Source organism: Sinomonas atrocyanea (genome assembly GCF_001577305.1).
GTDB lineage: Bacteria > Actinomycetota > Actinomycetes > Actinomycetales > Micrococcaceae > Sinomonas > Sinomonas atrocyanea.
In genome coordinates, this window is sequence record NZ_CP014518.1 from 4,061,781 (window position 1) to 4,087,419 (window position 25,639).

The 25,639-nt window shown below is 70.2% G+C and carries 21 protein-coding genes and 1 pseudogene; 11 read left to right on the plus strand and 11 right to left on the minus strand.

Annotated features, from left to right (window positions below):
- Positions 1-106 precede the first annotated feature (106 nt).
- The 7 genes from SA2016_RS18645 to SA2016_RS18675 are packed head-to-tail and all read left to right on the plus strand — an operon-like array spanning position 107 to position 9,463.
- Positions 107-646, plus strand: coding sequence for an acetyl-CoA carboxylase biotin carboxyl carrier protein (locus SA2016_RS18645; protein ID WP_066501098.1), 540 nt, complete (start codon positions 107-109; stop codon positions 644-646).
- Positions 643-2,028 (plus strand): acetyl-CoA carboxylase biotin carboxylase subunit, encoded by a 1,386-nt coding sequence (locus SA2016_RS18650; protein WP_066501100.1) that lies wholly within the window; start codon positions 643-645, stop codon positions 2,026-2,028. The genes SA2016_RS18645 and SA2016_RS18650 overlap by 4 nt, the downstream gene beginning before the upstream one ends.
- On the plus strand, positions 2,028-3,518 hold the full coding sequence (locus SA2016_RS18655) for a pyruvate/oxaloacetate carboxyltransferase (RefSeq protein ID WP_066501103.1): 1,491 nt from the start codon (positions 2,028-2,030) through the stop codon (positions 3,516-3,518). Before SA2016_RS18650 ends, SA2016_RS18655 begins: the two co-directional genes overlap by 1 nt.
- Positions 3,515-4,402 (plus strand): HAD-IIA family hydrolase, encoded by an 888-nt coding sequence (locus tag SA2016_RS18660; RefSeq protein WP_066501105.1) that lies wholly within the window; start codon positions 3,515-3,517, stop codon positions 4,400-4,402. The genes SA2016_RS18655 and SA2016_RS18660 overlap by 4 nt, the downstream gene beginning before the upstream one ends.
- Positions 4,403-4,412: 10 nt before the next feature.
- Positions 4,413-6,302, plus strand: a complete 1,890-nt coding sequence (locus tag SA2016_RS18665) for a PEP-utilizing enzyme (protein ID WP_066501106.1) — start codon at positions 4,413-4,415, stop codon at positions 6,300-6,302.
- Between the two features lie 25 nt (positions 6,303-6,327).
- Positions 6,328-7,422: a PEP/pyruvate-binding domain-containing protein gene (locus SA2016_RS18670; protein ID WP_084249641.1), complete on the plus strand. Its 1,095-nt coding sequence runs from the start codon at positions 6,328-6,330 to the stop codon at positions 7,420-7,422.
- Positions 7,423-7,435: 13 nt separating this feature from the next.
- Positions 7,436-9,463, plus strand: coding sequence for an acetoacetate--CoA ligase (locus SA2016_RS18675; RefSeq protein WP_066501107.1), 2,028 nt, complete (start codon positions 7,436-7,438; stop codon positions 9,461-9,463).
- Between the two features lie 37 nt (positions 9,464-9,500).
- Here SA2016_RS18675 and SA2016_RS18680 read toward each other — a convergent pair whose 3' ends face one another.
- A complete protein-coding gene (locus SA2016_RS18680; RefSeq protein WP_229710771.1) occupies positions 9,501-10,283 on the minus strand; it encodes an IclR family transcriptional regulator in 783 nt (260 codons plus the stop codon).
- Positions 10,284-10,456: 173 nt separating this feature from the next.
- Here SA2016_RS18680 and SA2016_RS18685 point away from each other — a divergent pair, with 173 nt between their 5' ends.
- On the plus strand, positions 10,457-11,122 hold the full coding sequence (locus tag SA2016_RS18685) for a peptidoglycan-binding protein (RefSeq protein ID WP_066501109.1): 666 nt from the start codon (positions 10,457-10,459) through the stop codon (positions 11,120-11,122).
- Between the two features lie 12 nt (positions 11,123-11,134).
- Positions 11,135-13,504: a tol-pal system YbgF family protein gene (locus SA2016_RS18690; RefSeq protein WP_141305670.1), complete on the plus strand. Its 2,370-nt coding sequence runs from the start codon at positions 11,135-11,137 to the stop codon at positions 13,502-13,504.
- A gap of 309 nt (positions 13,505-13,813) precedes the next feature.
- Here SA2016_RS18690 and SA2016_RS22685 read toward each other — a convergent pair.
- Positions 13,814-13,993, minus strand: a pseudogene (locus SA2016_RS22685) (2-dehydro-3-deoxyphosphogluconate aldolase); the annotation flags it as partial.
- A gap of 676 nt (positions 13,994-14,669) precedes the next feature.
- Between SA2016_RS22685 and SA2016_RS18705 the strand changes: the two are divergent.
- The gene (locus SA2016_RS18705) at positions 14,670-15,614 is read left to right on the plus strand and encodes an Ltp family lipoprotein (RefSeq protein ID WP_176594931.1); all 945 of its coding nucleotides are present in this window, start codon (positions 14,670-14,672) and stop codon (positions 15,612-15,614) included.
- A 47-nt stretch (positions 15,615-15,661) separates the two neighbouring features.
- Here SA2016_RS18705 and SA2016_RS18710 read toward each other — a convergent pair whose 3' ends face one another.
- The 7 genes from SA2016_RS18710 to SA2016_RS18740 are packed head-to-tail and all read right to left on the minus strand — an operon-like array spanning position 15,662 to position 22,426.
- Positions 15,662-16,066 carry a rhodanese-like domain-containing protein gene (locus tag SA2016_RS18710; RefSeq protein ID WP_066501121.1) on the minus strand — a complete coding sequence of 135 codons (405 nt, stop codon included), beginning with the start codon at positions 16,064-16,066 and terminating at the stop codon, positions 15,662-15,664.
- 2 nt (positions 16,067-16,068) lie between these two features.
- Positions 16,069-16,701: a bifunctional 4-hydroxy-2-oxoglutarate aldolase/2-dehydro-3-deoxy-phosphogluconate aldolase gene (locus SA2016_RS18715; protein WP_066501122.1), complete on the minus strand. Its 633-nt coding sequence runs from the start codon at positions 16,699-16,701 to the stop codon at positions 16,069-16,071.
- A 17-nt stretch (positions 16,702-16,718) separates the two neighbouring features.
- Entirely contained in the window at positions 16,719-17,651 is a 933-nt protein-coding gene (locus SA2016_RS18720) for a sugar kinase (protein ID WP_066501127.1), read from the minus strand.
- A 6-nt stretch (positions 17,652-17,657) separates the two neighbouring features.
- Positions 17,658-19,241 carry an N-acyl-D-amino-acid deacylase family protein gene (locus SA2016_RS18725; RefSeq protein WP_066501129.1) on the minus strand — a complete coding sequence of 528 codons (1,584 nt, stop codon included), beginning with the start codon at positions 19,239-19,241 and terminating at the stop codon, positions 17,658-17,660.
- A 26-nt stretch (positions 19,242-19,267) separates the two neighbouring features.
- On the minus strand, positions 19,268-20,596 hold the full coding sequence (locus tag SA2016_RS18730; RefSeq protein WP_066501133.1) for a type III PLP-dependent enzyme domain-containing protein: 1,329 nt from the start codon (positions 20,594-20,596) through the stop codon (positions 19,268-19,270).
- 27 nt (positions 20,597-20,623) lie between these two features.
- A complete protein-coding gene (locus SA2016_RS18735) occupies positions 20,624-21,016 on the minus strand; it encodes a RidA family protein (protein WP_066501135.1) in 393 nt (130 codons plus the stop codon).
- Positions 21,017-21,055: 39 nt separating this feature from the next.
- The gene (locus SA2016_RS18740) at positions 21,056-22,426 is read right to left on the minus strand and encodes an MFS transporter (protein WP_229710772.1); all 1,371 of its coding nucleotides are present in this window, start codon (positions 22,424-22,426) and stop codon (positions 21,056-21,058) included.
- 151 nt (positions 22,427-22,577) lie between these two features.
- Here SA2016_RS18740 and SA2016_RS18745 point away from each other — a divergent pair, with 151 nt between their 5' ends.
- Positions 22,578-23,318 carry a helix-turn-helix transcriptional regulator gene (locus SA2016_RS18745; RefSeq protein ID WP_066501141.1) on the plus strand — a complete coding sequence of 247 codons (741 nt, stop codon included), beginning with the start codon at positions 22,578-22,580 and terminating at the stop codon, positions 23,316-23,318.
- Between the two features lie 278 nt (positions 23,319-23,596).
- On the opposite strand, the gene SA2016_RS18750 is transcribed toward SA2016_RS18745, so the two are convergent.
- Both SA2016_RS18750 and SA2016_RS18755 read right to left on the minus strand, forming a co-directional pair.
- Positions 23,597-23,821 carry a hypothetical protein gene (locus tag SA2016_RS18750; protein ID WP_066501144.1) on the minus strand — a complete coding sequence of 75 codons (225 nt, stop codon included), beginning with the start codon at positions 23,819-23,821 and terminating at the stop codon, positions 23,597-23,599.
- 266 nt (positions 23,822-24,087) lie between these two features.
- On the minus strand, positions 24,088-25,491 hold the full coding sequence (locus tag SA2016_RS18755) for an MFS transporter (protein WP_066501147.1): 1,404 nt from the start codon (positions 25,489-25,491) through the stop codon (positions 24,088-24,090).
- Positions 25,492-25,639 lie beyond the last annotated feature (148 nt).

A 25,639-nucleotide genomic window follows, 5' to 3' on the forward strand; every position in this document is an offset into this window, starting at 1 on the left:
CGAAATTCCCTTCACAGGAATGTCCCGCAATCTGATTGCGGTAGGAGGAACATCGATCTACCGTTCTGACAAGTGATCCCCACCACACGCAAGGAGGCGCTGCCCCGTGGATCTTGACCTCGAAGAGCTCGCAGCGGTCATCGAGCAGCTCGACAAGACCGAGTTCACCGACTTCTCGTTCGAGAAGGGAGACTTCCGGCTCCGGGTCTCCCGCGGCGGCCACTTCGCCGACGCGGCTGCCGCGGCGCCGCAGGCTCCTGCGCAGGCCGCGCACGACGCCGGCCCCTCGCCCGCCGCTGCCGCCGCACCCCAGTCATCACCCGCCGCCCCGGCCCCCGCCCTCCAGGCGGTGCCGACGCGCCAGACCCAGGCCACGCCTGCACCGTCCACCCCCGAGGCCGGCCACACCGTGGTGACCGCCCCGATGCTCGGCACGTTCTACTCCTCGCCCAAGCCCGGCTCCCCCGCGTTCGTGGGAATCGGCGACACGGTCGAGGCGGACGCCGTCGTCTGCATCGTCGAGGTCATGAAGCTCATGAACTCGGTCCAGGCGGGCGTCTCCGGCACCGTCACGGAGATCTACGCGAAGGATGGAGACCTCGTCGAGTTCGGGCAGCCGCTCTTCGCGGTCCGGGAGTCCGCATGAGGCAGCGGATCTTCATCGCGAACCGCGGCGAGATCGCGGTCCGGCTCATCGAGGCGTGCGACCGCCTCGGCTTCGAGACCGCGCTCGGCGTCTCGGCGGCGGACCGAGACACGCTCGCAGCGAAGCGGGCGGGCCGCGTCGTCGTGCTCGGCGGCCCGCGCCCCGGCGAGTCCTACCTCGCCATGAACACGGTGGTGCACGCGGCGGTCGCGACGGGCTGCACAGCCGTACACCCCGGCTACGGCTTCCTGTCGGAGCAGCCCGCGTTCGCTCGGCTGTGCGCCGAGGAGGGGCTGACGTTCATCGGCCCGCAGCCCGAGGCACTCGAGGCGCTCGGCGACAAGCTCACCGCCCGCCGCCTCGCGGAGGCCAACGGCGTCCCCGTCTCGAAGGGCGGCACGGCCACCACGGAGGAGGAGGTCTCGGCCCTCGCGGACTCGATCGGCTTCCCTGTACTCATCAAGGCCGCGTTCGGCGGCGGCGGCCGGGGCATGAAGCTCGTGCGCAGCCACGCCGAGCTCCTCGATGCGTGGCAGCTCGCCTCGGCCGAGGCGGAGGCCAGCTTCGGTGACGGCACGGTGTTCCTCGAGCGGTTCGTCGAAGATGCCAAGCACGTGGAGGTCCAGGTCCTCGGCGACCGGCACGGCCACCGCGTCCACCTCGGCGAGCGCGAGTGCTCGGTCCAGTTCCGCTACCAGAAGGCGGTCGAGGAGGCACCGTGCGCGGCCCTGCCCGAGGCCACCCGCCGGCTGCTGCACGCGAGCGCGCTGCGCATCGCCGAGGCGCTCGACTACGTGGGACTCGGCACGGTCGAATTCCTCTACGACCCCGCCCGGGACGAGCTCGCCTTCCTCGAGGTCAACCCCCGCCTCCAGGTGGAGCACCCCGTCACGGAGGCGGTGACAGGCGTCGATCTGGTCCGTGAGCAGATCCTCGCCGCCCTCGGCGCACCGCTCTCGGTGACCCAGGAGGACATTGCTGTCACGGGCCATGCGATCGAGGCCCGCATCACCGCGCAGGACCCCGCCCGCGGCCTCGCCCCGAGCCCCGGCCGCGTCACCCGCTGGCGCCCGAGCGCCGCCGGCGGGCTCCGGCTCGACACCCACATCTACGAGGGCTACCTGTTCCCGCCCTACTACGACGCCCTCATGGCCAAGCAGATCGCGTGGGGCCCAGACCGGGACGCGGCGATCGAGCGCATGGACTCGGCCCTCGCCGCGTTCGAGGTCGAGGGGCTGACCACCTCGCTGCCGCTGCTGCGCCGCATCCTCGCCCACCCCGACTACCGGACCAATGCCGTGACGACCCACTGGCTCACGGACCACTTGGAGGACATCATGCAGGCCCCCAGCTCGCGCCCCGTCCCGGCGGAGGTGCACTGATGGCCACGATCAGCCTTGTCGACGTCTCGCTCCGCGACGGCAACCAGAGCCTCTGGGGCGCCACCGGCATCACCACCCGCATGGTCCGCGGCGTAGCGCCGCTGCTCGACGCCGTCGGCTACCGGACCCTCGAGCTCGTCTCGAGCACGCTCATGGCCACGGCCGTCCGCTACCACGCCGAGGATCCGTGGGAGCGGATCCGCACCGCGCGGCAGCTGGCGCCCAACACCCAGCTCGGCTTCCTCACCACAGGCAAGCGGTTCATCACGTTCGGCCGCACGCCGGACGCGGTGTTCGAGCTCGCCTTCACCCTCCTGGCCCGCAACGGCGTGCGCAAACTGTGGGTCATCGACCCGATGCATGACATGGAGGGCGCCAAGCGCACAGCCGCGATGGCCAAGCGTGTGGGCTTCGAGGAGGTCATCGGCGGGGTCTGCTACACGATGAGCCCCGTCCACACTCCGGAGTACTTCGCCGAGAAGGCCGGCGAGCTCAGCGACAGCCCGGACATCGACGGCGTGTACCTCAAGGACCCCTCCGGGATCCTCACCCCGGACAGCGTCCGCGCGCTGATCCCGGCGCTGCAGGACTCGCTGGGCGCGACCCCGGAGGGACCCCAGTTGCGCGAGGTCCACTCCCACTCGACCACGGGCCTGTCCCCCATCACGCTCCTGGAGGCCGCGGACCTCGGCGTTCCGACGCTCCACTGCGCGCTCCCGCCGCTCGCGGACGGTCCCTCGCACCCCAGGGCGCAGCAGCTCGTCGCGAACCTGCGCGCCCGCGGCCACGAGGTGGACGTGGACGTTGAGGCCATGGACCGGGCGTCGGCGTACCTGACGCGCCAGGCCCGGATCAAGCGCCTCCCCCAGGGTCAGCCGGCCCAGTACGACGAGGCCTACTACAGGCACACGATCCCGGGCGGCGTGCAGTCGACCACGCGCCGCCAGCTGTCGGAGATCCGCCGCCCCGAGCTGTTCGACGCCGTCATCGACGAGTCGCTGCAGGTCCGCGAGGACCTCGGCTGGCCGATCGTCATGACCCCGTTCGCGCAGTACATCGTGGCCCAGGCCGCGCTCAACGTCATCTCCGGCGAGCGCTACAAGACCATCTCCAACGAGGTCGTGGACCTGCTGCGCGGGGACTTCGGCCCCCTCCCGGGCAAGGTCAACGAGGACCTCCTCGACCGGGCGCTCGCCACCCCGCGGGGCAGGGAGAAGCCGGACGACGGCGGCGAGGTCACCGTGAAGGGGCTTCGGCAGCAGTTCGGGATCCACCTCAGCGACGAGGAGCTGCTCCTCCGCGCCGTCATGCCGGGCGAGCAGGTCGACAGGATGGTCGCCGCCACGAAGGGCTCGACGACGGCGACGCTCGCCGGGCTGCTCGCGGCGGCCGGGAGCGCGGCGTCGGGCACGTCCATCGCCGTCAGCAGCGGCGACACGAAGTTCGCCCTCAGCCGAGCGGGGCACGAGACGAAGGAGGCCACGGCATGATCGCCGGGAACCTGGCAGCGCTCGAGGGCATCCGCGCGTGGGTGATCGACGTGGACGGCTGCCTCATGCGCACCACGAAGGCCGGCGGGGCAGGCGGCGAGGCCATGCCCGGCGCCGCAGACCTGGTCGGCTTCCTGCACGGCCGCGGCGACCGCCTGCTCGTGTGCACGAACGCCTCCCAGCAGCCCCCGCGCGTCTACGCCGAGCACCTGCGCGGCCACGGCATCGACGTCCCGGACGAGGACTTCGTCACCGCCGGCTCGGCGGCCGCGGACTACCTCTCGATCCACCACCCCGGCGCCCGCGTCCTCGCCGTCGGCGGGGAGGGGATCACCGAGCCGCTCGCCGCGGCCGGCCACCCGCTCGCGGATCCCCACGGCGCGGGCGAGGTGGCCGACGTCGTGCTCGTGGGCGCGGACGATTCCTACACGGCCGCGCAGCTGAACGCGGCCGCCCTCGCGGTCGACGCCGGCGCGCCCCTGTACACGACCGTGGACGTGCCGTGGTTCCACGGCGGGATCCGCAAGTCGCTCGTGGTCTCCGGCGCGATCGCGCATGCCATCGGCTGGGCCGCCGGCGTCGCCCCGACCGTCCTGGGCAAGCCGTCCCCCGCCCTCGGCGAGGCGCTCCTGCACCGGATCGGCGAGGCGGCAGCGGAACCCGGCCAGATCGCCGTCGTCGGCGACGCCCTCGTCGAGACGCAGCTCGCCCGCAGCATGGGCGCCGCGAGCGTCCTCGTGCTCACCGGCTCGACCACGCCCGGGAAGCTTGCCCAACGCACCGGCGCGGACGTGCCGGACCTCGCGCTCGCCGGCGTCACAGACCTCCACCAGCTCCTCACCGCTACCCCACCCCTTCCAGCACCCGTCCTTCCAGCGCAGTAAGGAACCCACCATGTCCCTCGACAACACCCGCCGCTTCCCGTTCTTCTCCGAGGCCCCCGCCCCCGCCGGCGGCGACGGCTGGCAGTCCATGTACCCGTACTACCTCGTTCCCTCCGAGGAGACGCAGGCCCACGAGGACGCCCAGTTCTGGTTCGCCGACACGATGCACTGGTCCCGCGGCGCCCACCCGTTCGACAGCATCGGCGCGGAGGCCGTGTACCTCGGGGTGGGGACGTTCAGCACGCGCATCTTCGCGCTGCCGGTCTCCCTCGGTCTCGACGTGCGCATGTTCAACGGCTACGTCTACATCTCCCCGCTCGCGGTGACGGACCCGGCGCAGATCCAGGAGCGCGCCGCGGTGTTCCAGGAGCGCGCGGGCTACTACTACGCGAACTGGGACGAGCTGTACGGCCAGTGGAAGGCCAAGATGGATCAGGCCATCGCCTCGCTCGCGACCGTGACGTTCCCCGCGCTGGCCGAGTACGACCCGAAGGAGGTCGTCTTCGAGGCGAAGGGCCGCTCCGAGGCCATGGCGGTCATGGAGAACTACCACCGCCTCATCGACGAGTTCTTCGCCATCTGGCAGTACCACTTCGAGTTCCTCAACCTCGGCTACGGCGGCTACATCACGTTCTTCCAGTTCTGCAAGCAGGCCTTCCCGCTCATCACCGAGCAGCAGATCTCCCGCATGGTCGCCGGCGTGGACGTCCTCGCGTTCCGGCCCGACGACGAGCTGCGCGCCCTCGCCGCGAAGGCCAACGAGCTGGGCCTCGTGGAGACGCTCGACGCCGGCGGCTCGCCTGAGGAGATCCTCGCCCGCATCGCGGCCGCTCCCCGCGGGGACGAGTGGATCGCGGCCTTCGACGCCGCGAAGGACCCGTGGTTCAACTACTTCACCGAATACGGCTTCACGCATGATCAGGTCACGTGGGCCCAGGACCTCTCCGTCCCGCTGCAGAACATCGCCCGCTACGCCACCAAGATCGCCGCCGGCGAGGACATCTCCCGCCCGATCGAGCAGCTGCGCGCCGACCGCGACGAGATCGTGGACGAGTACCGCGCCCTCCTCGCCCCGGCCGAGGGCGCGCAGTTCGACGAGCTCCTCGGCCTGGCCCGCAAGGTCTTCCCGTACATCGAGGAGCACAACATCTATGTGGAGCACTGGGCCCACAACGTCTTCTGGCAGAAGGCGGACGAGCTCGCCCAGTTCCTCGTCTCAGCCGGCTTCCTCGCCGAGAAGGAGGACTTCTACTACCTCAACCGCTTCGAGGTGGACCAGGTCCTCTTCGACGTGGTCGACTCGTGGGCCATCGGCGTCGAGGCCCGCGGCAAGCGCCGCTGGGCGAAGGAGATCGAGCGCCGCAAGCCGATCGTCGCCGCGCTCCAGTCCGTCCCGGCCGCGCCCGCCTACGGCATCCCGCCGGAGCAGGTCACGGACCCGTTCGCGGTCATGAACTACGGCGTCACCACCGAGCGCGTGAACGACTGGCTCGGCGCCTCGGACGAGTCCACGGGCGGCCTCAGCGGCATCCCCGGTTCGATGGGCGTCGTCGAGGGCCCGGTGCGCGTGCTCCGCTCCGAGAACGACCTCCCGCAGCTGCAGCCCGGCGAGATCCTTGTCGCCCCCATCACCGCGCCCTCGTGGGCCGCGGCGTTCTCCGTCGCGGCGGGCGTCATCACCGACATCGGCGGCATGATGTGCCACGCCGCGATCGTGTGCCGCGAGTACGGCCTCCCGGCCGTGGTGGGCACCGGCTTCGCGACGGCGCGGCTCACCACCGGCCAGCGCGTGCGGATCGACGGGCGCAAGGGCACCGTCGAGCTGCTCGACGCCGGCCCCGCCGAGAGCCAGACCAGCACCGCCGGCGAGTCCACCCCGTCCGACTCCGCCCTCGTCTGAGCCGACCATCCCAGAGGGAGACACCATGCTCACGCTGACCTTCACCGACGAGGCCTGCCGCGACGTCCGCGAGACGGGCGGCAAGGCCAAGAGCCTCGCCGACATGACCGCGAACGGGCTGCCCGTCGCGCCGGGCTTCGCGGTCACGGCCGAGGCCTACCGCCACTTCATCGCCGCCACGGGCCTCGCCGAAACGATCGACCGCCTGCTCGCGGACCCGCTGGACGCGCACGACCTCGCCGCTCTCGAGCGCACCGGGCAGGCCCTCATGGAAGCCGTCCGCTCCACCCAGGTGCCGCAGGACCTCGCAGACTCGGTCCGCGCGGCGTACGCCGAACTTTGCGCCACGACTGGGCTCGACGACGTCTCGGTCGCCGTGCGCTCGAGCGCCACCTCGGAGGACTCGGCCGGGGCGTCCTTCGCCGGCGAGTTCGAGACGTGGGTGGACATCCGGGGGGCCGAGGACGTCCTCGCGCACGTCCTCAAGTGCTACGAGAGCATCTTCGCCCCGCGGGTGCTCGGCTACGCGATCGAGCAGGAGCTCGACCCGCGCACCATCGAGATGGCCGTGGTGGTGCAGAAGGTGGTCCGGGCCCGCGCCGCCGGCGTCATGTTCACGCTCAGCCCCACGAGCGGGGACCGCTCCAAGATCGTGCTCGAGGCCAGCTGGGGCCTGGGCCTGGCCGTCGTGGGCGGGGAGGTCACCCCGGACCGGTTCCTCGTGGACAAGATCGGCCTCGAGATCGCGGACCGGACCCCCGGGGACAAGCGCATCGAGTACCGGACGGGGGCCGCGCCGTCGCCCGTCGACCCCTCCCGCTACGCCGAGCTCTGCCTCGACGACGCCGAGGTGACCGCCCTCGCGGCGCTCGGCAAGCGGCTCGAGCGGATCCACGGGTCCGCGCAGGACATCGAGTTCGCGGTGGACGAGGAGCTGCCCGAGGGGTCCAACCTCGTGCTGCTGCAGTGCCGGCCGGAGACGGTGTGGAGCGGCACCGAGCGCAAGCCCGCGTTCGACGCCTCCGCCGGGATGATGTCCTGGATCACCGGGTCCATCTCCGGCGGGACCGCTGCGGCGGCCGGCCACACGCACGATCTCGCGCACAAGCACTCTGCCTAGGGGAACCACCATCATGACGACGACGCCCGCCACCACGTCCGCCGACCAGCAGGGCGCGCTCCTGCGCCCCGCCCCCGCCAAGGACGCCTGGCCCGAGACCCGCCTGGGCCGCTTCCTCCTCACGGCCGAGAGGGCCACCGGCCGCACGTTCGCCGGCTACGAGGACGCATGGCGCTGGAGCGTGGAGGACCTCGAGGGGTTCTGGCAGCTCGTGTGGGACGAGTCGCGGATCATCGCGCACACGCCGCCGGAGCGGGTGCTCGGCCGGCGCGAGATGCCCGGCGCGGAGTGGTTCCCCGGGGCCACGCTCAACTACGCCGAGCACGTGGTGCGGGCCCTGCGCGAGCGGGGAGACGCCGTCGTCATCAAGGCCCGCAGCCAGACGCGGGGCCCGAGCGAGTGGACCGGCACCCGGCTCATCGAGGAGATCGGGCGGCTCCAGGCGGGCTACCGGCGGCTCGGCCTTGCGGCGGGCGACCGGGTGGCCGGATACCTGCCGAACACGCCCGAGGCGCTCGCCGCGTACCTCGCGGCGGCCGGAATGGGGCTCGTGTGGGCCGCGGTGCCGCCCGAGATGGGCCCCCGCAGCGCCATCGACCGGCTCGGCCAGCTGGACCCGAAGCTGCTCATCGCCGTGGACGGGTACCGGTGGGGCGCGCGCGACATCGGGCGACTCGCCGAGCTCGAGGAGATCCGGGCCGCGCTGCCGGGGACCGCCGTCGTGCTCCTGCGCTACCTCGAGCCGGCAGGAGGCAACTCAGCAGCACAGCTGCCCGAGGGTGCCGAACCGTACGAGGCGCTGCGCGCCGAGCCGGGCGAGTTCGAGGCGCTGCCGGTGCCGTTCGCGCACCCGCTGACCGTGCTGTTCTCGTCCGGGACCACGGGGAAGCCGAAGGCGATCGTGCACTCGCACGGCGGGATCCTGCTCGAGCATTCCAAGGCGATCCCGCTGCAGTTCGACCTCGGGCGGGAGGACCTCGCATTCTGGTACACCACCACGGGGTGGATGGTGTGGACTCTCATGGTCTCCTCGCTGCTGACCGGATGCGGGCTCGTGCTCATGGACGGCGACCCGGGCTGGCCCGCGCTCGAGGGCGAGTGGTCCCAGTGGGCGGTGGCCGCCGAGACGGGCGCGACGTATCTCGCCTCAGGCTCCGCGTACCTCGCCGCGTGCGCGAAGGGCGGGCTGCGTCCGGGCGGGACCTGGGACCTGAGCCGGCTGCGGGAGATCAACTGCTCGGGCTCGCCCCTGTCCGCCGAGGCGGCGCAGTGGGTGTACGACGCCGTGTCCCCGACGCTGCTGCTCGGCCCCACCTCGGGCGGGACGGACGTGTGCACGGCCTTTGTGGGCGGCACCTTCCTCTCCGAGGTGCGCGCCGGCGAGATGGCCACGCGGGCCCTCGGGGCCGACGTCGACGCCTGGTCGCCCGAAGGCGTGCCGGTGGCGGTGGGCGAGCCGGGCGAGCTCGTGGTCAAGCAGCCCATGCCCTCGATGCCCGTGGCGTTCTGGGGGCCGGGCGGGGCGCAGCGGTACCGGGACTCGTACTTCCACACCTTCGAGGGGGTGTGGTGCCACGGCGACTGGCTCGTGCACACCGAGGACGGCGGATGGATGATCACCGGACGCTCCGACGCGACTCTCAACCGGGGCGGTGTACGGCTCGGGACCGCCGAGTTCTACGCGGTCCTGGACCAGGCACCCGGCGTGGCCGATTCGATGGTGCTGCACTTCGAGGACGGCAGCGGGATGGGCCGGCTCGTGCTGGCGGTGGTGCCGTCCGATCCGTCAGGGGACGCGGCTTCGCTCGTGGCGGGGTTGAAGACGCTCATCCGCTCCCAGCTCTCGCCGCGGCACGTGCCGGACGTGATCGCTCCCGTGTCGAGCGTCCCGCGCTCCTCGATCGGCAAGCGGCTCGAGGTGCCGCTCAAGCGGATCGTCCTGGGGGCTGCGGCGAAGGACGTGGTGGATCCCGGGGTGCTCGTGGATCCCGAGGGGCTCGAGGCGACGGCCGCGGCGATCCGGGCGGCGCTCGGCGGCTGACTCCGGGCTCGCGCCGGCTCCCGGGCTACCTCGAAGGTCAGCCCTGGGGGCCGGCGGCCAGCCGGCTCTCGACCTCGGCGGCCGTCCCGCGCAGCGCCTCGACGATGCCAGGCATGGCGGGGCGCTTGAATCGGGAGGCGGGGATCGCCGTCGTGATCGCGGCGACCGGCTGGCCGGACGGGTCGTGGATGGCGACACCGAGGCCGACCACGCCGGACTCGGTCTCCTCGAAGTTGGTGCCGAAGCCGGCCCGGCGCACCTCGGCCATGGACTTCTTGAGCCGGCCGATCGTGGCGATCGGACTCGTGGGCCAGGGCGGGAGACCATTGCGGTAGATCTCCTCCAAGTCCGGGTTGCTCAGCTCGGCGAGCATGGCCTTCCCGCCGGCCGAGGCGAAGGCGGGCATCTGGTCGCCGCGGCGGGCGGTGACGCGCAGGACGGCGTCGGCCTCCACGCCGTCGACGAACAGGATGTTCCCGCCGCGACGCACCATGAGCTGGACCGTCTCCCCCAGATGTTCGGCGAGCTCGTGCAGCGGGCCCTCGGCGGCCCTTCGCAGCTGGGCGAGCGAGGCGCCGTGGGCGCGGTCGGGGACGAGGGCCGGTCCCACGCGGTAGCGGCGGTCGCCGGTGCGGGCGGCGAAGTTGCGCAGGACGAAGGTGGCGAGCATGCGGTGGGCCGTCGAGGGAGCGATCCCGAGTGACTCGGCCGTCTCCTTGACCGACAGCGACCCGCGCTCGCGCAGCAGCTCGACCAGCCGGAGCGTCCGGTCGACCGACTCGATCGGGATGGCCTCTGTGCCGCTGCCCTCGGCCATCATTTCCCCGTTCCGCGCCGCACGGTGCGTCCGCTGGGTTCATTCTTGCACCGACACGCCGGCCGAAATGTGACCTAGACAGACCGGTCTGTCTACTAATACTGTTCCGAGCACGGGCTACAGAAGCACCGGTACAGCTGAGAAGGCGCGTCCCAGCGCCGGAAGGGAGCAGGATCATGGGGGAAAATCCGGAACTGCAGCCGCTGTCGGATGAGGAGCTTGCCGCGGAAGGCATTACGGCGCTGCCGGACAAGGAAGTGGCGTCCATCCTTGATCTCAATGCCGATCTGAATCTGGGGATCCAGGCCGCTGCCCCCATCGACCTCGGAGTGGCCGCGAACGCGAATGTGGCAGCGCCCATTGATGCGTCTGCATCGGCCAATGTCCTGTCGGCTGGCTCTACCGCGGCAGGGGTTGCACACCAGGGGGCCCTGATCGACCAGGGCATCAACGCTGACGCCACCGCCAATTCGGTGCAGGACAGCAGCGTCGGGCACGCGGCTGGAACGGGCACGACGGACGGGTCGACGGCCCCTGCCCCTGCACCCACCGGGGGGACGACCGGTGGTGCCACGACGACGACCGATCCGACCGGAGCCAACGGCAGCCTGCTGGACGTGAACGTGAACTTGGATGCCAATGCCGGGATCGCTGCGCCGATCAACGGTGCGGCAGCAGCAAACGCGAATGTCGCCGCACCCATCAACGCAGGTGTGGCGGCCAACATCGGGACGGTGGGCAGCACGGCCGTCGCAGATGCCCAGCAGGAGGCGGTCATCAGCCAGCACGTGGACGGAGCTGCGACAGCGAGCTCTGACCAGCACTCGAACCTGCAGCAGTAGGCTCCGGTGACGGTGCCTCCAGGACGCGCGCCTGCGGCGCCGGCGTCCTCGGTTCCGGGCATCGGCGGCCCTGTCCCGGCGCGCGCGGACGGCGTCGAGCTGATCGGCGAGCTGAAGGGCTCCGGCTATCGGGACGCACCGGCGCTCGTCCGGCGCGCGGACGGCCAGACGCTGCAGCTGACCCCGCTGCTCTATTCGGTCCTCTCCGCCGTGGACGGAAGGAGCAGCGTCTCTGAGATCGCTGACCGGGTGAGTCGGGGCTCCGGCCGCCGGGTCACGGCGGAGAATGTCCGCACGCTCATGGACTCGAAGCTGCTTCCCCTGGGGCTGATCGCGCGGGCCGACGGCTCCCAGCCGGAGGTTCGCCGGTCGAACCCACTGCTGAGCCTGCGCTTCCGCTACACGGTCACCGACAAGCAGAAGACCCGGCGCCTCACGGGCCCTTTCGCGGCCCTCTTCCGCCCGTGGATTGTGGTCCCGCTCGTTGCAGCCTTCCTGTTCGTGAGCTGGTGGGTGCTTGCGGAGAAGGGACTCGCCTCGGCGACCTACCAGGCGTTCGACAGTCCGGGCCTCCTTCTGCTCGTCGTCGCCGTGACGGTCTTCTCCGCGGGATTCCACGAGTTCGGCCATGCCGCGGGCGCGCGGTACGGCGGCGCCACGCCCGGTGCCATGGGAGCCGGCCTCTACCTCTTCTGGCCGGCCTTCTACACCGACGTCACCGACTCGTACCGCCTCGGACGGGCCGGGCGCGTCCGCACCGATCTGGGCGGCCTGTACTTCAACGCCATGGTCACGGTGCTCATCGCCGGCATCTGGTGGGCGACGCAGTACGACGCCCTCCTCCTGGTGGTCCTGACCCAGATCCTGCAGATGATCCGCCAGCTCACGCCCCTCGTGCGCTTCGACGGGTACCACGTGCTCGCTGACGTCACCGGCGTCCCCGACCTGTACCACCGGATCCGCCCCACGCTGCTGGGCCTGCTGCCATGGCGCTGGGGACATCCCGAGACGAAGGCGCTCAAGCCGTGGGCCCGCGCGGTCGTCACCCTCTGGGTGCTGATCGTGGTCCCGGTGCTGCTCGGCAGCCTCGCCCTGATGGTCATCACGCTCCCACGCGTTCTGGCCACTGCCTGGGCGAGCACGGTGCGCCGTGAGGGCGCCCTTGCTGCTGCCGTCGACACTGGCGACCTCTTGGGCGCTGGCGCGCAGGCGGTCATGATCCTCGCCGCCGCACTCCCCGTCCTCGGAATGGGCCTGATCCTCTTCCGGATGGTGACCCGCGGGGCACGCAGCGTATGGCAGAAGACGCGCGGACGCCCAGGTCGCCGCGCTTCGGCGGTGATCGCCGGCGTCGCCCTCGTTGCCGTCCTCGCCACCCTCTGGTGGCCCAATGGGTCGACCTACCGCCCGATCCGGCCCTACGAACGCGGCACCGTCGCCGACGTCCTGGCCGCGCGGGCTCCCGTCACGGATCGCCTCGTGCAAGGACAGGAGGGGCGGGTCGCCGCGATCTGGCCGCAAGGGGTAGCCAAGCCGACGGCGGACAAGCCGCAGCTGGCGATGGTCCTCGTACCCCGCACCGGCCAGGCCCCCGCGCCGGGGAACGCCTCAGGTCCGGCACCGGCCCCAGCACCGGCCTGGGTCTTCCCCTTCAGCAAGCCCAGCCCGCCCGGCGACGGAGGAAACCAGGCGTTGGCCGTCAACACCAAGGACGGATCGGTGGTCTACGACGTCGCCTTCGCGATGGTCTGGGTCCAAGACGGCTCCGCGCTCAACGTGAACGAAGCGGACGCGTTTGCCAGCTGCCGGGACTGCGCCGCCGTAGCCGTCGCCTTCCAGGTGGTGCTCCTCGTCGGCCAGGTCCACGCCGTCGTCCCGCAGAACCTGGCGGTGGCCGCCAACTACAACTGCACCCAGTGCCTCGCCTATGCGGTCGCCAACCAACTCGTCCTGACCCTCGACCAGCCGCTGAGCCCCGCCGGACTTGCCCAGCTCTCCACGCTGTGGAACGACATCAACGCGTTCCAGGCCACCATCCAGGATCAGCCTCTGACGCAGATCCAAGCCCGCCTGAACCAGTACGCGGGCCAGATCCGGCAGATCATCCAGCAGGACCCTTCGACGACGCATCAGGCGCCGAGCAGCGCCCCAGCGACGACCGAACCGGCCGGTCCTTCGGGGGCGCCGACGGTCAACGCCCCCACTCCCGGTGCCAGCGTGCCCGACACCGTCACGACCCCGTCGGCTCCGGGCGCAGGAGCGCCCGCGGCCCCAGCCAGCGAAGCCCCCGCCCAGACAGCCGCACCGGGATCCACCGACGCGCCGCCGTCCCCCGCCCCCGCAGAAACGGCCATGCCCCTCCCCACCGCCTCCCCGAGCTGAGTCGTCGATCTCGTAGGCCAGCTTCGCCTCCACGAAGGCCAGCAGGTCGCTCTTCGAGACCACCGCCACTTCCCTACCGGCACGGGCCCGCCGGAGGTGCCGAGCAGTTCCGCGAGCTTGGGAAGCTGGGACGGGTCCTCGAGCGCCGACCCGACGGCGACGACCCGACGACGACGACCCGCGCGCCCGCGGCGAGGAACTCCCCCGCGTTCCCGGCATGCATGCCGCCGGTCGTGACGACTTGGCCGCCAGGAAGGGGCCCTTCATCGCCTTGATCCACTCGGTGCCGAGCACGGAGGCGGGGAAGGCCTCCAGCCAAGTCAGCCCTTCCTTGAGCGCGATCTGCACCTCGCTCGGCGTCGCCACCCCGGGCAGCGGCAGCAGCCCGGCCTCCGACGAAGCCCGCACCACCTCGAGGTCGAACCCCGGGCTCACCGTGAAGTGAGCCCCCGTCGCCCTCGCCCCCGCAGTGCATCTCGAGACGACCACGCCCAACGTGGAGGTCCAAGAGGTGGCACGGGCCTGCTACCACGGTTGGCACCAGGCCATCGCCACCGGGCTGCCTGAGCTCAGGGAGGGGATCACCACCACCACCAGGTCGGCACCGGGCCACGGCATCGAATTGGGGGCCGCGTTCCTCTCGAGGAAAGACACGTCCCGGCGACTGACGGCCCTGTAGGCATTCCACGTCAGCGAGGGCGGCGGACGATGGCGGCAGGGCGCCTCAGGTCTATGGGTTCGACGGGCGCGCGGCCGCTCAGCAGGTCCACGGTTGCCCCTTTCGCCGGTGACGGCGCTTCAGCCTCGCGAACCGCATAAACGCTCAATAAGGACTAAAGCCTCTGGGCAAGACGACTCCTCAAAGGAGCGCTAATCGACGGATTTCGAATACTTCCAGATTTCGACTGTCAGCCGGCCAGAGAATCCTGAAGGGTTGTTTCCAGGCCTCACCTAATGGCTGCAGTGGGGGTATGATCCCGTTTCACGGGCAGTCACGCCCGTGACGCTATTGGGGGAATCTGAATGCATGCAACGACCGACTTGGTCGATGTGCTGCGGGTGCGGCCTGCGGTCCTCGCGACGTTCCTTCATGTGCGCCTATCGACGCACCCACCCCGCACGATTCGTATTGCACGTCGGTGAGGTGTCCTACGAAAGGACTCTCATGAGCCATCCTAACCTCGCGCCCTATCCTCCCAGCCCCGACTACGGGAAGGTACAGCAGAGCAGCAAGTCGTTCCTCGTGACCTGGTTGCTCTCTCTTCTCGTCGGCATCTTCGGCGTGGACCGGTTCTATTTGGGCAAGATCGGCACCGGCATCCTCAAGCTGATCACTTTCGGCGGCTTTGGCATCTGGGCCCTCATTGACCTCATCCTCGTCCTGGCCAATAAGGCCCGGGACAAGCAGGGGCTCCCGCTGGAGGGCTACGACAAGCACAAGAGAATGGCCCTCATCGTCACCGCCGCGGTCATTCTCCTGAGCATCATCGTCAACTCAGCGCGGGCTTCGTCCGCTCCCACTGCGGCGCCCGCTGCCTCGGCGTCAACACCCGCCGCGGCCGCTGCCAGCGCTGCCGCCGCGGCAACCCCGACAAGGGACCCTGCTGCCGAAGCCTCGGCGTCCGCCAAGGCCGAGGCGGATGCCTCCGCGAAGGCCAAAGCCGACGCGGATGCCAAAGCCAAGGCTGACGCGGAGGCCGCAGCCAAGGCAAAGGCCGACGCAGATGCCAAAGCCAAAGCTGACGCGGACGCTGCCGCCAAGGCAAAAGCCGACGCTGCGGCTAAGGCTGCGGCTGACGCTGCCGCGGCTGCCGCGGCTGGAACGGTAAGTCAGCAGAACGCCCTGCAAAAGGCTGAAGACTACCTCGGCTACACGGCTTTCTCACGCACGGGTCTAATCCAGCAGCTGGAGTTCGAAAAGTATTCGGCTGCGGACGCGACTTGGGCCGTCGATCGGGTGCCCGTCGACTGGAACAAGCAGGGAGCTCTGAAGGCGAAGGACTATCTGAATTTCACTTCCTTCTCCCATGCCGGTTTGGTCGACCAGTTGGTCTTCGATGGCTTTACTCCCGCTCAGGCAGAGTACGGAACCAGTCAGGCCGGCCTCTAGGGAACTGGCTCCAGATGCCCCGGTCCAGATCGGATCGGGGCATCTTCCTACAGGTGCGTGACGAGCGGGTCCGGCTCCGCCTTCTCGACCCCGTCTCCCCGCTCCACCGCGAATCCGTTGCGCACCCAGTACTCGTAGCCCCCGATCAGCTCGCGCACCGCAAATCCCTCGGCCAGCAGGCGCCGCGCAGTGTGCGTGGCCCCATTGCAGCCGGGGCCCCATCCGTAGACGATCAGGGTCCGGTCGGGCGGCAGATCGGCCAGACGGTCGTCCAGGGCATTGTTGGGAAGGTGCAGCGCGCCGGCGATGTGCCCCTGGTCCCACGACGATTGCCTGCGGGTGTCCACGATGACGGCGGTGCCGTCGGCCTGCGCCTCGGCGGCCGCGACGACGTCGATCTCGTAGGCCAGCTTCGCCTCCACGAAGGCCAGCAGGTCGCTCTGCGAGACCACCGCTACTGCCCTGCCGGCACCGGCTGGCCGGAGGTGCCGAGCAGTTCCGCGAGCTTGGGGAGCTGGGACGGGTCCTCGAGTGCGGACCCGACCGCGACGACCCGCGCGCCCGCGGCGAGGAACTCCCCCGCGTTCCCGGCATGCATCCCGCCGGTTGTGACGAACTTGGCCTCGGGGAAGGGGCCCTTCATCGCCTTGATCCACTCGGTGCCGAGCACGGAGGCGGGGAAGGCCTTGAGCCAAGTCAGCCCTTCCTTGAGCGCGATCTGCACCTCGCTCGGCGTCGCCACCCCGGGCAGCGGCAGCAGCCCGGCCTCGGAGGAAGCACGGACCACCTCGAGGTCGAACCCCGGGCTCACCGTGAAGTGAGCCCCCGCCTCGACCGCCTGCCGCACGTGCTCACGGGAGACGACGGTGCCCGCGCCCACGACCTTGCCCCTCTCGCGCCCGGCGGCCGCGACGGCGCGCAGGGCCTCGACGTCGTCGGGGGTCTGGATGGGCAGTTCGACGACGTCGATGCCGAGGTCCCAGGCGGTGGCCGAGACGGCCAGGCTCCTCTCCACCCCGATGCCGCGGAGGATCGCCATCAGCGGCGCTCCGCCGAAGATGCTGCTGAACTCAGAGTTGTCGATCATCGAAAAGACCGGTCCTTTCAGGAGGTGGGCTGCGTGAGCGCTGCCGATGCGGCAGCGGGAGGATCTGCGACGAAGTCGCTCATCGAGAGCAGGACCAGTCTCGCCCGCTCGTGGCCGGCGCGGAGCCGCCCGGAGGCGCCCGCCCCGTTCAGGTCGGCTGCGAGGTAGCCCGCGGCGAAGGCGTCGCCGGCGCCGACCGCCTCCAGGACCTCGGTGGGGATCGCGGGCTCGAACACGGTTCCGTCCCGGCCCAGTTCGGTGGCGCCGACGTCGCCGTCCTTGACCACCACCCTGTCCGGTCCCGGCAGCAGGTCCCGCACGTCGTCCGGCGTCGCGCAGCCCCACAGGGCCTGCGCCTCGTCGAGGCCCACGAAGACCACGTCCGCCCGGTTGGCGAGCTGGCGCAGCACGCCGGCGGCCACACCCTCGGGCCATAGGGAGGGCCGGTAGTTGACGTCGAAGGTCAGGGTCGCGTCGCTGGCAGCCACGCGGTCGATCACGGCGTCGACCAGGGCGGCGCAGCTCGCGGACAGCACGGGGGTGATCCCCGAAAGGTGCACGATGTCGGCGTCCTCGAGCGGAATGTCCGCGACGGTGGCCGGGCTCATCCGGGACGCGGCAGACCCGCGCCGGTAGTAGAGGACTCCGTGGCCTGGGTCCTTGAAGTAGACCCCGGTGGGGGCCTCCGGGTCGGCCGTGACCCAGCGGGTGTCGACGCCGCGCTCCTGAATGGCGCGGACGAGTCGGCGTCCGAGGACGTCGTCGCCCACCGCGCTCACCCAGGCCGAGGGGATGCCCAGATGGGCGGTGTGGCAGGCGACGTTGGACTCCGCGCCGCCCGGGTGGAGGCTCACGTCGTCGGCCGTGGCGAGGGACTCCGCGCGCGCGGGCGTCACCATCATCATCGTCTCGCCGATTGTGATCAGGCGTGGGTTCGAGGTGTGCAGCATGACTCCCTATTCTCCGAGGTGCTCGCGCCTGAGGCCGCGACCCGGGGCGCCGTCGACGAGCGCGCCGCGAGCGAGCACCGGCCGGCCCGCCACGAGGACGTCGTCGATGCCCACCGCCTCGCCGAGCGGCTCCTCGTACGTGGCGGTGTCGGCGACCGTCTGGGGGTCGACGACGATGAGGTCGGCGACCCACCCGGGCGCCACGCGCCCGCGGCGCCCCAGGCCGAATCGCGCCAGGCCGAATCGCGCCGCCGGGCCGGTGGCCAGGTGGTCGGCCGCCTCCGGCCAGGACCACGTCGGCGTCTCCCTCACGAACTCGCGCAGGTAGCGCGCGAAGGTCCCGCGGGCCCGGGGATGCGGGTGGGCGCCGATGAAGATGCCGTCGGAGCCGCCGAGGTGGCGGGGGCTGGAGAAGATGGCCGCGAGCTCGGAGGTCGGTCGCTCGTGGCGCACCGCCATGATGGCGTTGACCTCGAGGCGGGAGGCCGCCAGCACGTCCAGTGCGAAGTCGATGCCATCGGCGCCGTTCCGCGCGGCAGCCGCCTCGAGCGTGAGGCCGTGGGCCCACGCGAATTCGGGAGCTCCGATGTGGGCGAGCGTGATCATCGACGGCCACTCGGGTCCGAGACTCGCGTTGCGCTCCACCTTCGGGAACCACTCGCGGCGCAGCAGCGCCCGCTGGACGGGGTCGCTGATGGCCTCGACGATGGCCTCCCCGGGCAGCAGCGAGAGGTCCGGCGGCAGCAGCGGCATGGCCAGCAGCGTGCAGCCGCGGGTGTAGGGGTAGGCGTCGAAGGTGGCGTCCACGCCTGCGCGGGCGAGCGCCTCGAGCTGCTCGGCGACGATGTGCGCCTGGGCGTGGAAGTGCGAGATGTGGACCCGGGCCCCGGAGGCCTCGGCGATGCGGGCGATCTCGTCGACCCCCGCGGCGGAGTTCGCCTCGTACCCGCCGCGCATGTGCGTGACGTAGACGCCGCCGGCCTCGGCCACCGGGGCGCACAGCGCCGCGATCTCGTCGGTGGTGGCGAAGATCCCGGGGGCGTAGTCGAGCCCGGTGGACATCCCCACCGCACCCTCGCGCAGGCCCTCCTCGACGAGCGCGGCCATGGCGGCGCGCTGCTCCTCATCGGCAGGGGCAGTGGAGCGTCCGCAGACCTCCCAGCGCACCGTCCCGGCCGGCACGAGGTAGGCGGCGTTCAGCCGGGACCGGCCGTCCGCCGCGGCGAGATAGGCCGCGACGCCGCCCCCGGTGTAGCGGGGGTACGGGCCGTTGATGGCGGCGAAGTACTCGCTCGCGTAGGCTCCGCTGCCCGGCGCGTACGAGACCCCGTCCTGGCCGGCGATCACCGTGGTGACCCCCTGCTTGAGCAGGGCCCGCTGCACCGCCTCGTCCTCGAGGAGTCCGTCGGCGTGCGAGTGCGCGTCGATGAATCCGGGCAGCACGTAGCGTCCGGTGCAGTCGATGATCCGGTCATCGGGGCCGGGCGCGATCTCGCCGATCTCGGTGATCAGCTCACCGTCGACGGCGACATCCGCCGTCCGCATCCCGGTGCTGTCGACGACTGTGCCGCCGCGCAGGAGCAACCGCATTCGTGCGCCCTTTCGTGGAGAGATGGTCAGAAGAAGGTCTGGACGAGGTCGACGACGCGGTCGTCGTCCTGCGAGGCCACGACGGGCAGGAAGCGCCACTTGTCGAAGGTGGTGCAGGGGTGCGACAGCCCCAGCGCGACGACCGAACCCATAGAGACGTCCTGGCCCGCCAGCCCCAGATAGCTGTGCTGGTCGTTCATGGCCAGGATCGAGGCCTCCGCGAGGGGCGCCCACGCGCCGTCCAGGTCGGCCGCGACGCCGCGGGGCACCGGGAGCCCCTCGTCGAACGGGAAGTCCCGCTTCCCGCCGTCGAGCAGCGCGAGGCCCCGCTCCGGGTGGGACACCACACGGGCGACGCCGCGCATCGCCGAGCGCAGTCGGCTCGCCGTTGCGGGGCCTGCGGCTCGGGCGCTCCCCTCGTCGAACGGGGAGATCTGGCGGTAGAACCCGTCGTCGTGCGTGATGTAGGCGCCGCTGCGCAGCGTCCACAGGGTGCGCGGGCCGCCGGTGCGCGAGTCGCCGGTGCGCGGATCGTCGGCCATCGCGCTGCCGTACACGTCGGCGACCACGTCGGGGTAGGCGCTTCCGCCGGCCGTGACGTAGAGGTCGCCCTCGCCGTCGTACAGCTCCTCCAGGTCGCGGTGCAGTTCGACCTGCCGCTCCACGTAGGAGCGCACGGCGGCGAGGGACTCTTCCGACCGGTCGTGCGCGAGGGAACCCTCGTAGCCGGAGACGCCCGCCAGGCGGAGGACGTCGGAAGCGGCAGCCCGCCGCGCGACGTCGTGCGCCTCGGCGACCGTCCGCGCCCCGGTGCGCCCACCGGGAGCGCCCAGCTCCACGCACACGTCCACCGGCCGGGGCGTGCCGGCCCGGCGGAGCCCGCGCTCCATCGCCTCGAGCGTCTCGATCGAGTCCGCCCAGCAGACGAAGCGGAGCTCCGGGTCCGCCAGCTCCCCGGCGAGGTAGGCCAGCGAGCGCTCGTCGACCACGGAATTGGCCAGCATGATGGACGCGAGGCCGAAGCTGCGCGCGGTGCGGACCTGCCCCATGGTGGCGAGCGTGATGCCGAGGCTGCCGGCGTCGAGCTGCTGCTGCCACAGCGAGGGAGCCATGGTGGTCTTGCCGTGCGGCATCAGCTCGAGCCCGCGCTCCGCGCACCACCGGCCCATCACGGTGAGGTTGTGCCTGATCCGTTCGCCGTCGAGGGCGACGATCGGGGTCCAGAACTCGGAGAGCCTCGGCCCGCTGGCGAGGAACTCGGCCACCGTCATCCCGACGGCGCGGTCCGGGATTCCCTTGTCACGCGCGGAGAGTCGGGTGGTGCCCAGCTCCCCCAGTCGCAGCTGCCCTGGCATGTCTTTCCTTCGAGTTTCGGGTGTTCCTCAGCGGCCCTCGGGCACTGCGGCGACCACGTCGATCTCGACGAGGATGTTCGCCAGCTGCGACCCGACCGTGGTGCGGACCGGGTAGGGCTCGGAGAAGAACTCTTGGTACGCCTCGTTGAAGGCGGCGAAGTCGGCCAGGTCGGCGAGGTGCACGGTGGTCTTGACGCAGTCGTCCAGGGTGAGGCCGCGCTCGGCGAGGACGGCCTGGATGTTGCGCAGCACCTGGCGGGTCTGCTCGGCGACGGAGTCGGCGACGGCGCCCGTGGCGGGATCCTGCGGGCCGAAGCCGGCGGTGTAGACGAATCCGTTGGCCTCGATCGCCTGGCTGTAGGGGCCGGCGGGCTGCGGGGCGTTGGTGGTGCGGAAGGCAGTCTTGGTGGTGACGGTCATGAGGTGTCCTCTTCTCTGGCGAAGTCTCAGTACGTGGGTCTAGTGGGTGGAGGTCTCGGTGGCCGTGGCCTCAGCTGCGGGCTCGTGGAGACGCCCTGCGTCCTCGGTGTCCGGCCGGAAGGAAGCGTAGGCGGTGGCGACCACGCCGATGAGGGCGATGACCGCGACGTAGATGATCACGGGCCACACGCTGCCGAAGGCGGCCGAGAGGGCGGTCGCTATGAGCGGCGCGAAGCCGCCGCCGATCGTGTTCGAGATCTGGTAGCCGATGTTGACCCCGGTGGTGCGGGCCTCGACGTCGAACATCTCGACCAGCATCGTCTGGAGGGTGCCCTGCATGGCCACGCCGGGGATCACGAAGCCGACCACCATGCCCAGCCAGATCAGGATCGCCGTCTGGGTGCTGAAGAGCGCGAAGGCCGGGTAGACCAGCAGGGCGAACCCGATGCACGCGCCGATGTAGACCTTGCGGCGGCCGATCCTGTCCGAGAGGCTCCCCCACATCGGGGCGACGAAGATCTGCAGGACGCCCACAATCATGGTGCCGATGAAGCCCACCTGGGCCTGGGTGCCCTTGGAGACCATGTAGGCGAGGCCGAACGTCAGGACGACATACCCGGCGATGCTCTGCGGCAGGCCGATGAGGATGCCGAGGATGGCGTTCTTCGGGTGGCGGAAGACCTCGCGGAGCGGGGACTTGCGCTGGGCGCCCTTGAGTTCGCGGTTCGCCGACAGCTCCTTGAACTCCTCGGACTCCTCCAGCTTGGACCGCAGCACGATCGCCACGATGGCCAGGACGAGGGCGAGGAGGAACGGGACACGCCAGCCCCACTCCATGAAGAACGACTTGGGACCGGCGCCGAAGGCCGCCATCAGGCCGGCCGAGGCCACGTTGGCGATGCCGGCACCGCTGATGAGCAGCGCGCCGTAGAGGCCGCGCTTGCCGGCCGGGGCGTGCTCAACGACGAGCGCCGCCGCGCCGCCCATCTCGCCGCCGACGAAGAGCCCCTGCAGCATCCGGAAGAAGAGCAGGAGGATCGGCGCGGCGATCCCGATGGAGCTGGCCGAGGGGATCAGGCCGATCGCCGCCGTCGAGATGCCCATGCCGATGACGGTGATCATCAGGGTGGTCTTCCGGCCCATGCGGTCGCCGATGTGGCCGAAGATCAGGCCGCCGATCGGCCGGAGCAGGAAGCCGAACGCGAAGCTGGCGAACGAGGAGAGCGTCCCGACCACGGGGTTGTCGCCCGGGAAGAACACCGCGGGGAAGACCGTGGCCGAGGCCAGCCCGTAGAGGTAGTAGTCGAAGTACTCCATGAGCGTGCCGATCGCGCCGCCAGCGACCGTGCGGCGCTGCTTCGCTGAGATCGAGCGCCACCCCGATTGCGGTACCTGGTATGCCTGTGCCACGAGAGCCTCCTTGCCCCGATGTGTGCAGATGCGGTGAGTGCGGGCGGCGAGTCGCCCGGCCCTTCGGTGATGAAGCTAGCACCCCCTTGAACAGTCTGTCTATGGCCAATACAATTTGTCTATGGCCTTCGGCGACGCGTAGGACTGACCCATGAGCGAGGTAGACATGACCCTGACTTCGGCCCAGCCGGCAGCTGACCACCCGCTCGCCCGCATGGGAACCTACGAGTCCGTGGACGAAATCCTCGCCGTGTTCCGCCCGGCCATGCACGCGATGGCCGCGGCCGTGGGGCCCGGGTGCGAGGTGGTGCTGCACGACCTCTCGGCCCCCGACGTGGACCTCGGCCATACGATCGCCGCGATCGAGAACGGGCACGTGACCGGGCGCGAGGTGGGCGGCCCGTCGTCGAGCCTCGGCGCCGGGGTGCTCCACAACCAGGGCGCGGAGCACAACGCGTTCGGCTACCGCGGCTTCACGGCCGACGGGCGCGAGCTGCGGTGCTCCTCCGTGTACTTCCGCAACTCGGCCGGGCGCATCATCGCCGCCCTCTGCATCAACTTCGACATCAGCACCATCCAGCGCCTGCAGTCCCTCCTCCAGGGCCTGCTACCGGCTGCCGCGTCCGACTCCCCCGAGCAGCCGAACGAGTTCTTCGGCCGGGACCTCGTGGCGGTGATGGACGCGATGGTCACCGAGGCCATCCGTGAGGTGGGCAAGCCCGTGGACCAGATGAGCCGCGACGACCGCATCGCGATCCTGACCAAGCTCGACCAGCAGGGCGTGCTGCAGATGCGGAAAGGGATCGACCGCGTCGCGGCACGGTTGGGGATCTCGCGGGTGACGGCGTATTCGTATCTTGATGAGGCGCGGAACCACGACACGGGCGAGTGATCGTCCATGGGCCACAGCTAGCGCCTGAACGGTAAGCGTCCGCGACCAGCGCGCCGAGAATGGACCTTTCGTCAATCTGCTGGTGACGGCAGAGCCTCCGTTGCCTTGTGCGACAGGCTGCCCGTCCGGGATCGAACGCGCCACAAGCTGTGGCATTTCTGCTGCTTCCGATAGGACGAAAGAAAGTTCCCGGCCTCACTGGTGGGCAATGACCTGGCCGCACACCTCCTCACCGGACGATTCGGCCTGATGACAGCCTTCGCCCTCGACTCCGTTGATCAAGGGACCGTGAGGTCGAGCTCGGCGATGGTGCCTTGCGGTACATCGGCAGAGAGTTCTATGGCGAAGGAGCCGTGTGCGCGGCGGGTGACGAGGATTCCGTGTCCGGGGTTGGCGAGTGCGTGTTGAATGGCCTGGTCGACGATCCGATCGAGCTCGGCTTCGAGGCCTTCTCGACTGTCTATCTCCAGTGTCACGGCGTAGTCGGTTGTCTTGGGTGCCATTGTCTCTTCTTTTCTTGAATTGGTCGGTCGCGGGGATTACGGTGCTGAGGCCGAAGTCTCCGCACCCGTGGGCCCGTCTCTGACCTGCTTCCCGGAATGGTTGGTCGCGACGGAGAGCGGCGCCATGACCGACCGCATGCGATGGGCACTGGGAAGGGCCGTGCGAGATGGTGGGTCCGAGGCGGGTGGCGGTGCCTTCCGTTTCCACCCGTCTCGGACCCGGCTTCAGGGAGCGGAACCAGTAGGACGCTCGTTGAGGTCGCGGCTCAGGGCTCGCGGTCCAGTACAGCGGGTGCTGCCGTGCGCGCTGAGCCATCGGAGGGGGTCTGTCGAGAGCTGGTGACGGCGCTGGCTTCGGCGAGGCTTCGGTTCTTGGTCTCGGGCGCAAGGACCATGGAGACGATTAGCCCGGCCGCGGTCAGGCCTGCGGCGACCATCATCGTCGGGCCGGTGCCGATGCTGTCGAGGCCAAGGGGGAGGAGGAAGGTGCCTATTGCCGCGCCGATCCTGCTGACTGCGGTCACGACTCCCATCGCGGTTGCCCGGATCTCGGTGGGGAAGATCTCGTTGGGGTAGGACCATTCCAGAATGTTGGGGCCGCCTGATGCGAGGGCGTAGAAGGCGAAGGCGCCAATCACCAGGGGGGCGGGTCCGGATGGGGCGACCGCCAGGATGATCATGGGCGCCAGCATCGCGACGAACGACCAGATCAGCAGGGGTCGCCTGCCCATGGTCTCGGTCCAGCGGAGCGCGGGCAGGCATCCAAGCAGGAACAGGAGGCTGATCAGGGTGTAGCCGAGATTGGACATGTTGCCCTCGCCGAGCCCGAAGGAGCCGAGGATCTGGGGGCCGAATGTGTACATGGCGAACAGGGGGGTGACAGCGGCGAGATAGAAGAATCCGCAGAAGAACGTCCTGCGCAGGTACTGTCCCCGCAGCAGGGCCTTGAAGCCGAGCTGCTTCACGGCGGGCGCTTCCTCGCGGGCCATGCCGGTCAGGTCCACATCGTCGCCGAACACCGATCGGACGACCTGCTGGGCCTCGGCCACGCGGCCCTTGGAGATCAGCCATCGCGGGGATTCGGGGGTTCCGATGCGCATGAGGAGGATGACCGCTCCCGGCACGATGGCACTGCCGAGCATGAACCGCCAGGATGCGTCGCCGAAGACGGCGGACATCGCAAATCCGACGAAGGTGGCGACGGTGGCGCCGATGAACCAGAAGACGACGAGCGAACCTAGCATTGCGCCGCGTTTCTTGGCCGGCAGCCATTCCGCCAGGAGCGCGGTCGCGATGGGGTAGTCAGCGCCGATAGCAATGCCGATGATCAGCCGCAGGAGGATCAATTGCCATGGGGCATTGACGAAGACGCACAGTGCCGACGCCACGACCAGGGCAATGAGGTCGACCGTGTACATCAGCTGCCGGCCGATGCGGTCGGTTACCCGGCCGAAGGCCATTCCGCCGATGAAGATCCCGATGAGAGCCGCAGCGCCTGCCAAGCTCTCCTCGCTGGTGCTCAGCCGGAGTTCAGGGGTCATGCCGACCAGAGCGATTCCGATGATGCTCAGAAGATAGCCGTCCAAGAACGGGCCGCCTGCGCTCTGCAGGAGCAGCTTCTTGTGGAACCGGGTCAGAGGTGCGTTGTCGAGGAACGATGCTGTGCTCATTAACCCTCCTTTGGGTTGCTGGAGCTGGGGGAATGATGCGGGCAGGGAACCTTCAAATGTTGTGTGGGTCACGTATGCATGTGCGCCGCGCTACTAGTGTTCTGCAGCAAAGAACACCTGTCAAGGGTCGTTATTCTCCCGCCTCGCC